Source organism: Nonomuraea sp. NPDC005692, assembly GCF_040631115.1.
Lineage (GTDB): Bacteria > Actinomycetota > Actinomycetes > Streptosporangiales > Streptosporangiaceae > Nonomuraea.
The window spans coordinates 41,256-54,915 of the sequence record NZ_JBEXYU010000042.1 but is presented as its reverse complement, the minus strand read 5'-3'; the positions used below and the strand labels follow the sequence as shown (position 1 = coordinate 54,915).

The window sequence follows — 13,660 nt, the reverse complement described above, 5'->3', positions numbered from 1 at the left end:
CGCGAGAGCCTGGTCGGTCATGGCGGGGCGGCGGTCACCGAGGCGTCTACCGCAAGCAGATCCACCCCGTACTCCTGCAAGGAGCTGCGGCCATGGACACGATCTTCGACCGGTAGCCGAGCAGTCAGTCGCTCACCAATGCGAAAGGGTGCCACCCTTTCGAGTGACACCCTTACCGACCAGTGAAACCTGGTCGGGACGACAGGATTTGAACCTGCGACCCCTTGACCCCCAGAACATGGGAGTAGCCATTTCGCACGTCGAACGCACTCATGCACTGAGCACGCCATTCGTCGGCCTGCAGGTCGCGCGGGCGTGAACAGGGCGTGTGGTCCCCAGCTGGTCCCCAGCCCCCATCCGCTCGTACGAGAGAGACAGTGATCGACGCCCGCGGTCACAGGCACCGATCCCGACCCTGTTGGGAGTGATCTTGTTAAGACAAGCCGGCCTTCCCACCGGAGAGCTGGCGGATGTTCCCCGCTCCGGCGTAGCCTCCGGTGGCCGCGCCGCCCGCGTCCAGGAGCTTCTGGATCTCCGAGCCGCTGACGTGGCTGAGTATCGCGGTGAGCGCGTCGCCGGCCACCAGGGCCTGCGATCATGAAGCGCTGCGGTCCGGGTCAGGAGACCGTGTCAAGGTCGTGGACGTGCCGTCGGGGAAGCCGATGACGACCTCGCGGGCGGAGACGTCCACGGTGACCGCGTCGCGGAGGGCGGCCGGGTGCACGGCGTCGCCGGAGAGCACGACCAGCGAGACGTGCAGGCCGGGCTTGTCGGCGTGCAGGCACGGGACGGCAGAGTGCGGGCCGAACGCGTTGGACTCGACCTCACGCGCGACGCTCGCCCGCCGCCAGCCGTACAGGGCGACGATCGCGGAGGTGAGGCCGTCCGCGCGGCGCGCCATCGCCCATCCGCGCCCGGTCGCCACAGTCGGCGGCACGTCCCCGGCCACGGCGAACCCACCTTCACGCACGCCGCCCTCACCGCTGCCCTCGCCACCGGCGATCTCGTGGACGCGGAGCTCCCAGGGGCCGCGGACGACCGAGGTGCTGGTGACGAGCGCGCCGCCCGCGGTCCGATGGGAGGAGGAGGCGGTGGCGTCCGCGCACGTCAGCGGCGTGATCGCGGTACGGCGCGAGGGGGTGCCGCCGGGCGCGACCAGCGCGAGGTGGTTGTCGAGATCGCGGGCCCAGGCGTGCTCGGCTGCCTCGGGGGCGGTACGGGTGGAGTAGGCGAGCTTGGCGTAGTGCGGGTCGTCGGGCGGCGCGCCGTGGTCGCTGCCATGATTGAGCAGGCGGACGATCCCGTCGTGCCGGGTGCCGTGCAGGAGCAGCCCCGCGGCGGGGACGGCCGCGACGACGTCGTGCTCGTCGATGGGCAGCGGCTGCTCGCGCTCGGTCCACACCGGGTGGTCCGGCGGCAGCAGCAGCCCGAGGAACCCCTTCGACGCCCAGTACGGCGACGCGGGCCCCGAATACGCCTGCGTCACCGGCAGGAACGGCTCGTACCAGCCGAGGGAGAGCAGCCCGTCGGGGCCCGGCACGCCGCGCTCGGCGAAGTGGCGCGCCACGGAGGAGGCGAGCTTCCTGGTCTGGCCCGGCGCGAGCGGGGTGGCGCCGGTGAGCGCGCCCAGCCAGACGGGCGCGAGGGCGGCGAAGCGGTAGGTGAGCGAGCGGCCGTGGTGGACGGGCGCGCCGTCCGCACCGAAGAAATGCTGATATGTCGTGAGGAATTCGTGCAGGCGGCTCGTGTACACGCCGGCCCGCTCCGCGTCGCCCGACATGCGCGTCCACAGCAGCGGGTACAGGTGCAGCGCCCAGCCGCAGTAGTAGTCGAAGTTGCGCGAGCCGCCGTCGGTGTACCAGCCGTCGCCGGCGTACCAGTCCTCGATGCGTTCAAGGCCGCGGTCGATCTCCCGCTGCTCGTACGGCCCGCCCACCGACTTCAGGAACTCCTCCGTCACCGTCTGGAACAACATCCAGTTGTTGTCCCAGGTGCGCTTGCCGACGAAGCCGCCGAGCCAGTGGGCGACCCGGTCCCGTACGCCGTCGTCGAGCCGGTCCCACAGCCACGGCCGGGTCTCGTGCAGCGCGACCGCGATCGAGGCGGCCTCCACCATCTGCTGCGAGCAGTCGGTCAGCTCGGGCCACGCCTCGCCGCTGCCGGGGTCGGTGCCCGCCGCGAGGCCCCTGGCGTACCGCTCGGCGAGGTCGGGGACGTCGCCCGCCGCGCCCGCGAGGCGGAACGCGGCGAGCAGGAACGTGCGCGCGAACCCCTCCAGCCCGTCGAGCGCCACGCCCGACCAGCTCGCCCGGCCCGGAAGCCGGATCTGCGCGAAACCGGGAGAGGCGTACGGCGGCACCGCCCCGAGCAGCCGGTCGGCGAGAGCCTCCCAGTGCGCGCGGGTCCAGCCGGTGCGCGAGGAGAGCACGCGGTCGGTCGGCGGCAGCGACAGGTACGGAGGGATCAACGTTCAGCCTTTCTTGCCGACGGCGAGCACGGCGGTGTGGGACCGGCCGCGGGAGCCGGCCAGATCGACGGTGACGCAGGGCCGCTCGCCCGTCGTGACCGAGACGGTGTCGTCGGCCCTGACCAGGGCGTGCGCGGGATGGGGAAGCACGAGCGTCACCGCCGCCACGGTACGCCCGGGGTCGGCGACCGCCACGGTCGTCCGTCCCGCCGCCCGCCGGACCAGGACCGCGCAGGGAGCCGAGGCCGACACCCCACCCGCCTCCCCCGCCGCCCAGAACGTGGCCGCGAACAGCTCGCCGCCGCCCGCCGAGCGCCCGTGCGCGCGCACCGCCTGCACGGTCGCGGTGTTGGCCAGGATCTCGGCACGGTCGAAGTCGCGCGTCCGGTCGGGCGTGGCGCCCGGGAGCATGACCCAGGCGTAGTCCGCGCCGGACGGGCTCATCCCGTGGTCGAGCCAGAGGGTGGTGTAGTCGCAGGTCACGGTGGCGTCCGTGCCCTGTGTGCTCGCGCCGTCGTTGATCGACCGCCAGGTGTCGGTACGGCGCTCGGTGAGCGAGCGCGGCCGGTGGCCGGACGGGAAGACGTACCCGGCGACGCCTTCGAGGTGCGCCCAGCCGTCGCCGGTGGTGAGCGGGGCGGAGGTGCGCCGGTTCTCCACGACCGTCTCGATCACGCGGCCGTCGGCGCTGGTGATCCCGGCGCCGAGACAGACGACGGCGTCGTCGAGGCACACCCAGGTCTTGCGGGCGGTGAGCGTGGTCCCCACGGCCATCAGATCGAGCGCGGCGACGCCGTACCCGTCCGCGGTGGCGCCGCCCGCCCAGGCGTTCTTCGGGCGGACCGTGCCGGTGCCGCCGGAGGAGACGGCCGGGTCGCGCGGGCGGGTGTCGACGGTGGTCCCGGCGAGCCGGTGGGAGTCGGCCGTGGGCCAGTAGCCGTCGCTGTAGTGGCCGGCGTCGAGGTAGAGGTACGTCGCGCCGTCGCCCTGGTACCAGGCCCGGTAGTTCTCGCCGTTGCCGCACTCGTACAGGGCGATCCGCTTCGACGACAGGCTGATCGCGTACGACCAGCCGGGACGGCGGTGCACGACGCGGTCCATGTCGGCGAACACGTGGTGGCCGCTCGGCCGGGGCGCGGCGGCGACCGCGTCGTCGGCGAGCACGGCGACGGCCCTCGCGGTGGCCGCGACGTCGGCGCCCTCCAGGAACCGGCCGCGCGCGATCCACCCCTTTGCCAGCTCGCGGAACCGCGCCGCGTACGGCTCCCCCGCGCCGGCCGCCAGGCGCAGGATCGCGTCCACGGTGTCACGGCCCGAGTCGTGGTCCCGGTTGAACTGCCGCGACACCGCCCGCCCGCGCACGCTGTCCATCATGAGCCCGTCGTGGATCCACGGCGCGTACGTGCGCTCCACCGCGTCCAGCACGACCCGCACCGCCGGGTCGTCCACCTGCCAGGCGCTCCCGCCGAGCAGGCCGAGGATCGCGCTCACCGACTGGAGCAGGACGACGCCGTACGAGCCGGTGTAGGCCACGACGTCGTGCTGGACGAACGAGCCGTCGGCGTAGTAGCCGTCGCCGGAGGTGACGTAGCCGAACAGGGTGTGCTTGCCTGCGTCACGCCGGTCGGACAGGCCGTCGCGGGCGAGCGCGATCTTGTCCGAGCTCTCGCCGACGATGCCGCGCAAAGCCACGATGAGCGCCTTGTCGGCCCGGTTCGCGCCGGTCTCGGCGAAGTTCGTGAGGTTCGTCCGGCGGTCGGGGTTCGGGCAGAAGCGGTCCACGGCGCGGATCCAGGCTGCCCGCCGTCCCGCGTCGACGGCGTCGTGCATGAGCACGCAGGTGTCCATCAACGCGCGCGGCGCGCCGATCTCCCAGTGCCACCAGTTGCCGGTCTCGCGCTTGCCCTCGTTGTAGGCGCGCTCGTAGAGGAAGTCGAGGCCGCCGATGATCTGCGCGGCCAGGGTCTCCTCGGCGTACAGGGCCGAGCCGCGGCTCGCCCAGGCGGTGGCCAGCGCGCGCAGGCGCTGGTGGCTGGTCGCTATGTCGCCGGACACGCCGGTCAGCGGGAGGTCCGGCCACAGGTGCGTACGTCCGGGAGCCAGGTTCATCGACGCCCGGTACGCCGAGGCGGCCACGTCCAGGCGGGCCAGCGGCGCGGCGAAGGCCGGGTCGCGGGGGTCGAGGTCGCCGCCCGTGATCAGCTCGGCCGCCTTGTCCCGGAGCCCGGCGAAGTCGGCGGGACCCGGCGCTACGTCCGCCCCCGAGGCCGCTGTGCGGCGGATGGTTCCGGCCCAGGCCGGGGTCGCGGTGAGCAGGGGCGCGGCGGCGACGGCGCCGAGGAAGGCGCGGCGGCTGGTCATCGCTCGCTCAGCCGGGTCAGGTCGGCGTCCGGCGCGGGCAGGCCGAGCGCGGCCAGTTCGGCGTACCCGCTCTCCGGGATCGGGAACGCCCACGCGCGCAGGAACCCGGAGAGGTCGCGTCCGGCGACGCGGCTGAAGTACAGGGCCATCAGCGTGAAGCGCCGCGCCGAGTCCCCCGAGGACGACGGCGGCGTCTCCTCCCTGACCAGCCGGTGCACCCGAGGGTAGAAGTCGTCACCGAACCCGAGTTCGAGCTGCCGGAACGGCACCAGCTTCTCGAACGCCCCGAGCCCGGCGTAGTCGGCGACCGGCAGCTTGGCGAGCGCCGTCTCGTAGGCGTTGTTGGTCACCAGGTTGGACGGCATCCCGAAGTGCCGCTGCACGGCCAGGCTGTAGATGTTGACCGTGACCTCGGTGAGCTCGCCCGGCCGCCAGGCCATCTGCTGGTGCTGGTGCCCGAGCTCGTGGTAGACGCCCCAGCCGGTGGTCCGCACCTTGTCGGGCAGGAGCAGGCGGGTCGTGGCGTACGCGTCGTAGTAGGCGGTGTAGGCGTGGGTGGCGTACGCGGTGGACTTGGGGCCGTATTCGGGGCGTACGTTGACCAGGTGCCGGCCGAGCGGGGTCGGGGCGTGCAGCGGGGCGGAGCCGTCCAGGCCGGAGATCGCCGCCTCGACGTTCTCGACCTGCTCCAGTCGGGTCATGAGCCGGGCGTGGTCCTGGTCGCGCACCTGGAGGAAGGTCTCGCGCCGGACGGTCACGATCATCTGCGGCGAGACCAGCTCGACGAAGGGCGCCTGGGTGAACGCGTCCACCTGCGCCTGGAACTCGGCCTCCGTGGTGCCCTCGGGCGCGAACACGGGCGCGACGAAGGACGGGCGGCCCTGCCACGCCGCCCGCGTCGCCAGCGCCGGGTCGCCGCAGCCGCTGCTCGGCGCCAGGACGTACGTCGGCGCCGGGACGCCCTCCGGCCCGAACCGCACGACCGCGTTCGCCCTGCGGTCACCGGTGAACGACAGGTACACCATGCCGCCGCCCGCGTCGGTGACCGTGTTGACGCCCTCGGTGAGCGGGTGGGCGCGCGGGTACCGGTAGGCGGTGTCGGGGTTGGTGTCGGGGGCGCCGACGTGCAGGGTGGGCCGGGGGCCGTCGGGGGCGCGTACCTCCAGGGTGAGGGGGTGTCCGGGCGGCAGGTACAGGCCGGTCGGCACGAACTCGGTCGTACGGTAGACGGTCTGCATGCGCAGCCGTTCCGCCTCCGCCGCCGGCCGCCCCCGCAGCACCACGGCCCTACGCGCCCCGGGCACCGCGACCCGCCGCACCTCGGCAGCCGCGGCCCGGGGGGCGCCCGACAACGCCACACCCCCAGCTGCGGCCAACCCCACGACCACCCCCCTGCGAGAAAGCCCCCCATCGGGGAACGGGCCGGAAGCCCGCCCGGGGGCCGCCGGGGCAGGACGAGCGGAACCCCCGTCGAAGGACGGCGAGGCGGGACGGGCGGAGGTCCCGTCAGGGGGTGTGGGGGTGGGGCGGGCAGGGGGCATGGGGGGCTCCTAGTCGGTGAGCGTCGAGGGGTCGGCGGCGGGGGCCGGGAGGCCGAGGGCGGCGACCCGGGCCAGGTACTCGGCGGTCAGCGGCGCGCCCCAGCGGGTCCAGAAGCCCGACAGGTCGGCCCCCGCGATCCGCGAGGTGTAGATCGCGAGGTTGCCCCACCGCTTGGCGGACTCGGTGTAGTCGGAGGCCGGACGTTCCTCGCGGACCAGCTGGTGCAGGCGCGGGTGGAAGTCCCCGCCGAAGGCCAGTTCGAGCTGCCGGAACGGCACGAGCTTCTCGTACGCCCCCAACCTGCGGAAGTCGGCCGCGGGCAGCTTGGCCAGCGCGCTCCGGTACGGCGTGAGCCCCGTCTTGGCGTCGGGCCTGGTGAGGTTGGACGGCTGCGCCAGCGTGCGCTGCGCGGCCAGCGCGTAGACGTTGACCGTCACCTCGGTCAGGTCCTCCGGCTTGTAGGCCATCTGCTGGTGCTGGTGCCCGAGCTCGTGGTAGACGCCCCAGCCCCGGGTGCGCAGCCCGTCCACGGCGATGAGCCGGTCGAGGTAGGTGCGCGGGTAGGCGGTCCAGCCGTGGGTGGCGTACGCGCCGGCGCCCGTGGGCATGCGCGGGGCCTCGACGAGGTGGAAGGGCAGCGGGGAACGTTCGGCGGCGGACAGGCCGGAGATCGCGGCGTGCGAGGCGATGATCGTCTCCAGGAGCCGGAGCAGCTCCCCGTGGTCCTGGTCGCGCCAGGCGAGCATGCCGTCGCGGGTGATCGTGACGATGGCGTGCGGCGAGACCAGCTCGGCCTGCGGTGCGGCGGTCAGCGTGTCGAGCTGGGACTGGAACTCGGCCTCGGTGCTCTCCCCCAGCGTGAACGTCGGCACGCGCACCCCGCCCGACAGGAACTTGACCCTGGCGCGCTGCCCGTCGCCGGTCAGCGCCAGGTAGACGAGCCCGCCGCCGGGGTCGGTCACAGTGGTGACGCCCTCGGTGAGCCGGTAGGCGCGCGGGTTCTTGTACGCGACGTCGGCGTGGGTGTCGGGTGCGCCGACGTACAGGGTGGGCAGCACCCCGTCGGGGGCGGTCACCTCGACGGCCATCGGGGTGCCGGCGGGCAGGTGGACGCGGGTGGGGTGGAACTCGGTGGTCCTGAGCGCCTGCTGGAGCCGGAGGCGTTCGCCCTCGGCCGCGGGCCTGGCCCTGAGTGTCACGGTGTGCCGCGCCTCCTGGCCGGCCGGGCGCGCCAGGGCTGTGCGCGCGAGGGCCGGGCGGGAGCCGAGCAGGGCCGCGCCCGTCACCGCTCCGGCCGCGCCGATGGAGGTGCCGAGGAAGGTTCTGCGTGTGAGGGGGGTCATGGCAGGGATTGTGTAAGCGCTTACTATGCCGGTCAAGGGCTTACTGGATCTTTCTGCGGCTTTCTATCCCTGCTCCACGCCGCAATCCGGAGCCATGATCAGTAAGCGCTTCCTACGGCAGCGGCGCGACCGAGGCCCTGACCACGATGCTCGTGCCGACCTTGGCCATCGTCTGCACGGGCGAGAGGTAGTCGTCGTCGTCCCCGACGTCGAGGCCGAGGCGTACGGCCTGGCGGCCCAGCTCCTCCAGCGGGATGCGTACGGTCGTCAGCTGCGGCCGCAGCTCCTGCGCGATCGGCACGTCGTCGTAGCCCACCACCGAGACCGCCTCCGGCACCGGCACGCCCGCGAGCTCCAGCCCCTGCATCGCGCCCGCCGCGACCGTGTCGTTGGCGCAGAACAGCGCCGTGAAGTCGAGCTTGTCGGCCAGCAGCGCGCGGATCCTGTCGTAGCCGAACCTGCGGTTGAGCTGCCCGAGGTGGATCAGTCCCTTGTCGTAGGGCAGGCCGCGGAAGGCGAGCGCGCGCCGGTGCCCGGCCAGCCGCGCGACGGTCGTGGACAGGCTCGGCGGCCCGCCCAGGAAGACGATCTTCCGGTGCCCCTGCGTGATGAGGTGGTCCGTGATCGCGAAGGCGCCGCCCTCGTTGTCGTACTCGACGACCCGGGTCGGCACGTCGTCGCCGAGCGACGGCCGGCCGCACAGCACCAGCGTGGAGCCGCTGGCATGCAGCGCGCGGGCCCGGCGGGCGACCTGGGCGGCGTAGGCGCGATCCTCGTGAGCGCCGCCGACCAGGATGACGGCGTCGGCTCGCTGCTCGTGCAGCAGGTCGATGAGCGCGAGCTCCTTCTCGTGGCTGCCGTGGGTGCAGCAGACCATGCACAGGCGGCCGTGCCTGGTGGCCTCGCGCTCGACGCCCCGGGCGATGTAGGCGTAAAAGGGGTCGATCACGTCGTTGATGATGATCCCGACGGTCCTGTTGGTGGCTCCGGCCAGGGCGCGGGCGTGGGCGTTGGCGACATAGCCCAGCTCGGCGATGGCCCGCTCGACCCGCTGGCGCGTGACGGCCGAGACCGGGTAGTTGCCGTTGATCACCCGGGACACGGTCGCGCTGGAGACGCCCGCGCGTTTCGCCACGTCGGCCATCGTCGCCAGGCTCGGCTCGGTCACCGGCACCTCCTCGCTGTCGATCATGCCATTCGGTCGAGCTCGCCGCGATCGATCTCGTGCAGCAGCGGCAGCCCGGCGGCGTAACGGGCGATCTCCCCGAGCGTGGACTCGGCCAGCCTGCCGAGCTCGTTGCCCTGCGCGCCCGCCAGATGGGGGGTCACGAACGCGTTGGGCAGGTCGAACAGCGGATGGCCGGCCGGGAGCGGCTCGGGGTCGCTGACGTCAAGTATCGCGTCGAGCCGGCCGCTGCGTACCTCCTTGACCAGCGCGTCGGTGTCGACCAGGCCGCCGCGGGCGGTGTTGACGACGACGGCGCCGTCGCGGAGCATCGACAGCCGCCTGGCGTCGAGCATGCGGCGGGTCTCGCGGGTCTCGGGGGCGTGCAGGCTGACCACGTGCGACCGCCTGACCAGGGTGTCGAGGTCGATGGCCGTGCCGCCGAGCTCGGCGATCCCGGCGGGGTCGGCGTACGGGTCGTATACCAGCACGTCCACGTCGAGGCCGCCGAGGAGCCCCATGACGCGCCGGCCGATCCTGGACAGCCCGACCAGGCCGACCGTGATGCCGCGGGTGCCGAGCCAGGGCAGGCCGGAGAAGTCGCGCCGGGTGCCGCGCTCTCGGTAGCGACGGGCCAGGGTGAAGGCCCGCTTGGCGCCGAAGACGATGGCGGCGAAGGTGAACTCGGCGACGGGCACCGCGTTGGCGTCGGCCGCGCTGCAGACCCGGACGCCGCGTTCGAGGACGGCCGGGTCGAGGAAGGTCTTGACCGTGCCCGCCGCGTGCGCGACGAGGCGCAGGCCGGGGGCGCGATCGAGCAGCCCGGCGTCGATCTTCGGGCAGCCCCAGCCGGTCACCAGGACCTCGGCCTCGGCCAGCGCGCGCAGGGCGTCCGGCGAGCTGACCTCGTGCAGCACCCGGTCGTGGAGCTCGGTCAGCTCACCGAGGCGGCGCAGGGCCTCGTGCCCGAACACCTCCTCGCGCACCCCAGGCGCCATCGCCAGCACGGCGCGCGGTCTCGGCCGGGTGTGCGGAGGTCTCACCGGCGCCTCTTGTCTGCCCACGTCCATCTCCCGATAGTAAGCGCGTTCTACGCACTGCTGCGGCACGCTAGGGCTTCACCTGCGCAAAGGTCAAGGAGCCGGGCCAAGAACGGCACGACTTCCAGCCAAGGGCTTGACGAAGCATGAAAGCGCTTACTAGCTTCCTCGCCAACTGGAAGGACCCAGCGCATGACCGCTACCCTCGACGCCCCCCGTGCCGGGACAGCGTCGTCGTCCGGCGAGAGGCCGCGCAGGCTCTCGCTGTGGCGGCGCCTCCGGCGCGACCGGGTGATGCTCCTGCTGACGCTGCCCGGGCTGATCTATTTCCTGGTCTTCCACTACGGGCCGCTGTTCGGCTACGTGGTCGCGTTCAAGGACTACCAGCCCTACATCGGCTTCATCGACAGCGCCTGGGTGGGGCTGCGGAACTTCGCCACCGTCTTCGGCGACCCCGGCGTCTGGAACGCCCTCGGCAACACCCTCAAGATCACCCTCACCCAGCTCGTGCTCTTCTTCCCCGCACCGATCGCCCTCGCACTGCTGCTCAACAGCGTGGTCAGCGACAGGGTGCGCAGGTTCGTGCAGAGCGTGGTCTACCTGCCGCACTTCATCGGCTGGGTGATCATCGTCTCGGTGTTCCAGCAGATCCTCGGCGGCGCGGGCGCGCTGCCGAACTTCCTGCAGAGCGCCGGCCTGCCGCGCTACGACATGATGACCGACCCCGACGTCTTCCCGCTGCTGGTGACGTTGCAGGTGATCTGGAAGGACGCCGGCTGGGCGACGATCATCTTCCTCGCCGCCCTGCTCGCCATCAACCAGGACCTGTACGAGGCCGCCGCCATGGACGGCGCGGGCCGCTGGCGCCGCCTGTGGCACGTCACGCTGCCCGGCATCACGCCGATCATCATCCTGCTGCTGATACTCAACCTCGGCAGCATCCTGTCCGTCGGCTTCGAGCAGATCCTGCTCCAGCGCGACAACGTCGGCCCCGACGCGGGCGAGGTGCTGGACACGTTCGTCTACTTCAACGGCGTCAAGGACGGCCAGTGGGGACCCGCGGCCGCGGTCGGCCTGGTCAAGACCATCGTCGGCACCGCGATGGTGCTCGGCGCGAACAAGGTGGCCCACCTGTTCGGCCACGAGGGGGTGTACCGCGGTGGCGACAAGTAGCCGGCCGGCCTGGATGGAGCGGCCCTCCACGCCCGGCCTGATCCTCAAGGGCGCGATCCTCACCGCGGTCGTCCTGCTGGTGGCCTACCCCTTCGTCGGTGTCATCGGCACCAGCCTGTCGGCCGAGTCCGACATCGCGCGGGCGGGCGGGTTCGTGCTGGTCCCGTCCGCGCCGAGCCTGGCGGCGTACTCGACGATACTCAGCGGCGGGGTGGTGACGCGGGCGCTGCTGGTCAGCGTGCTGGTGACGGCCGTCGGCACGCTCGCCAGCATGCTCGCCACCATCGGCATGGCGTACGGGCTGAGCCGCCGCGAGGTGACCGGCTCGCGCTGGATCCTGATGGTCGCCCTGCTGACCATGCTCTTCAACCCGGGCCTGATCGCCAACTTCCTGCTGGTCAAGCAGGTCGGCCTGATCGACTCGTTCGGCGCGCTGATCCTGCCGAGCCTGGTGAGCGCGTTCAACCTGGTCGTGCTGCGCTCGTTCTTCATGGGGCTGCCGCGCGAGCTGCTGGAGAGCGCCCGCATCGACGGCGCGGGCGACTTCGGCATCCTCGTCAGGATCGTGCTGCCGCTGTCGAAGGCGGTGCTCGCGGTGATCTCGCTGTTCTACGCCGTCGGCTACTGGAACGCCTTCTTCAACGCCCTGCTCTACCTCGACGACTCCGACAAGTTCCCGCTCCCGCTGATCCTGCGCACGTTCGTCCTGCAGGGCCGTTCGATGGAGACCGTGACGGCCGCCGAGGCGCCGGCGCCCGTGCAGGCGGTCCAGATGGCCGTGCTCGTGGTGGCGATCGTGCCCATCCTGCTCGTCTACCCCTTCCTGCAGCGCTACTTCACCAAGGGCGTGCTCACCGGCGCCGTCAAAGGCTGACCCCCCAACCCCCCAAGGAAGATCCCATGAGAGAAAGCGTCTCGCGCCGAGGATTCCTCCGGCTCGGCGCCGCCACGGCGGCGGGTGTCGTCGCCTCCTCCGCCCTCGCGGCCTGCGGTGGCGGGTCCGCCGCGCCCGCCGCCAAGGCGCAGGGGCTGACCATCAAGCTGCCGACGTACACGCCGCCGGCCGGCACGCTCACCCCCGACCTGCCCGGCAGCCCCACGGGCGTGCCCGAGGGCTACTTCACCTATCCGGACAAGCTGTTCAGGGCCGTCGCCAAGCCGCCGATGTCGGGCGGGACCGTGAAGATCGCGGTGCAGACGTTCCTGCCGCCGCCGCCCGGCCGCGCGGAGAACCCGGCGTGGCAGGAGGTGGAGAAGCGGCTCGGCGGGACGGCCGACGTGCAGGCGGTCTCGTCCGACGACTGGCCGACGAAGTTCAACACGATGGTCGCGGGCGGCACGTTGCCCGACATGTTCACCTACATCCAGTCGCAGGGGGTGAACAACCTGCCCGCGTTCGCGGCCAGCCAGTGCACCGACCTGACGGCGCTGCTCGGCGGGGACGCGGTCAAGGAGTACCCGAACCTGGCGGCGATCCCGCAGGTGTTCTGGAAGCAGGGCATCGTCGGCGGCAAGCTGTACGGCATCCCCATCCCACGCAACATGGTCGGCGGGCTCGGCTTCTACCGGGCCGACATGTTCGCGAAGGCGGGCGTCACCGACCTGTCGCAGATCTCCGACATGGACCGCCTGTTCGAGCTGCTCAAGGAGGTGACCAGGCCCAAGGACAACCAGTGGGGCGTGCTCACCATGGTCGGCGGCGTGTACGGCCTGTCGATCTTCTCGCAGCTGTTCGGCGCCCCCAACGCCTGGCGGCTGGAGAACGGCAGGCTCGTCCACGCCATCGAGACCGAGGAGTACAAGGCGGCCGTCGAGTACGTCCGCAAGCTCCGCGAGGCGGGCGTCATCTACCCCGGCTCGGAGGGCTTCGACGGCCTCAAGCGCAAGAACGAGTTCAACTCCGGCCACGCCGCGATGGTCTACGACGGCCTGCCCGCCTACCTCGGACCCACCGGCTACCTGCAGACGTCCAAGAAGATCGACCCGACGGCCGATCCGCGGCCGCTCACGCCGGTCGGCCCGAAGGCCAAGGCGTTCCTCAACAACATCGTCGTCTCGATCACCATGCTGAAGAAGAGCGACGAGCAGCGGGCCAAGGAGCTGCTGCGGGTGGCCGACTTCTTCGCCTCGCCGTTCGGCAGCGAGGAGTACACGCTGTTCAACTACGGCCTGGAGGGCACCGACCACACGCGCGACGCCAAGGGCGCGCCGGTGCTGACCGAGCAGGGCGGGCGGGACACCGCCGTGCCGTGGAAGTTCGTCGCCGCGCCGACGCAGGCGCTGTTCGACTCCTCCTCGAAGGAGGCCGTGAAGATCATGCACGACGCGATCAGCAAGATGATCGCCGTGGGCGTGGAGGACCCGACGGTCGGGTTGTACTCCCCCGCCAACGAGAACAAGTACGAGTCGCTGTACACCATGCGCACCGACCGCGTGACCTCCATCGTGGCCGGGCGGGCGCCGCTGAGTGACCTGGACAAGCTGGTCAAGGACTGGCGGGCGCAGGGCGGCGACCAGGCACGCGCCGAGTTCGAGGAAGCACTCAAGCAGTCACCGAAGGCGGGCTGAC

9 protein-coding genes are annotated in these 13,660 nt (G+C 72.0%); 3 read left to right on the top strand and 6 right to left on the bottom strand.

What is annotated here, in order from left to right:
• Positions 1-595: 595 nt before the first annotated feature.
• From ABZ459_RS46855 to ABZ459_RS46830, 6 genes are all read right to left on the bottom strand, one after another.
• Complete coding sequence (locus ABZ459_RS46855) at positions 596-2,467, bottom strand: DUF2264 domain-containing protein (protein ID WP_357985926.1); 1,872 nt, start codon at positions 2,465-2,467, stop codon at positions 596-598.
• A 3-nt stretch (positions 2,468-2,470) separates the two neighbouring features.
• Positions 2,471-4,828, bottom strand: a complete 2,358-nt coding sequence (locus ABZ459_RS46850; protein ID WP_357985923.1) for a polysaccharide lyase 8 family protein — start codon at positions 4,826-4,828, stop codon at positions 2,471-2,473.
• Complete coding sequence (locus ABZ459_RS46845; protein WP_357985920.1) at positions 4,825-6,210, bottom strand: M60 family metallopeptidase; 1,386 nt, start codon at positions 6,208-6,210, stop codon at positions 4,825-4,827. Before ABZ459_RS46845 ends, ABZ459_RS46850 begins: the two co-directional genes overlap by 4 nt.
• A gap of 168 nt (positions 6,211-6,378) precedes the next feature.
• Entirely contained in the window at positions 6,379-7,713 is a 1,335-nt protein-coding gene (locus tag ABZ459_RS46840; protein WP_357985917.1) for a M60 family metallopeptidase, read from the bottom strand.
• A gap of 112 nt (positions 7,714-7,825) precedes the next feature.
• Positions 7,826-8,905, bottom strand: coding sequence for a LacI family DNA-binding transcriptional regulator (locus ABZ459_RS46835; protein ID WP_357985914.1), 1,080 nt, complete (start codon positions 8,903-8,905; stop codon positions 7,826-7,828).
• Positions 8,902-9,942, bottom strand: coding sequence for a hydroxyacid dehydrogenase (locus ABZ459_RS46830; protein WP_357985911.1), 1,041 nt, complete (start codon positions 9,940-9,942; stop codon positions 8,902-8,904). Before ABZ459_RS46830 ends, ABZ459_RS46835 begins: the two co-directional genes overlap by 4 nt.
• A gap of 168 nt (positions 9,943-10,110) precedes the next feature.
• On the opposite strand from ABZ459_RS46830, the gene ABZ459_RS46825 reads away from it, so the two are divergent.
• Genes ABZ459_RS46825 through ABZ459_RS46815 form a run of 3 tightly spaced genes read left to right on the top strand, consistent with a single transcriptional unit; the run spans position 10,111 to position 13,659 of the window.
• Positions 10,111-11,091 (top strand): ABC transporter permease subunit, encoded by a 981-nt coding sequence (locus tag ABZ459_RS46825; RefSeq protein ID WP_357985908.1) that lies wholly within the window; start codon positions 10,111-10,113, stop codon positions 11,089-11,091.
• Positions 11,078-11,965: a carbohydrate ABC transporter permease gene (locus tag ABZ459_RS46820; RefSeq protein ID WP_357985905.1), complete on the top strand. Its 888-nt coding sequence runs from the start codon at positions 11,078-11,080 to the stop codon at positions 11,963-11,965. Before ABZ459_RS46825 ends, ABZ459_RS46820 begins: the two co-directional genes overlap by 14 nt.
• Before the next feature lie 26 nt (positions 11,966-11,991).
• Positions 11,992-13,659: an extracellular solute-binding protein gene (locus tag ABZ459_RS46815; protein ID WP_357985902.1), complete on the top strand. Its 1,668-nt coding sequence runs from the start codon at positions 11,992-11,994 to the stop codon at positions 13,657-13,659.
• The last annotated feature ends 1 nt before the right edge of the window (position 13,660 follow it).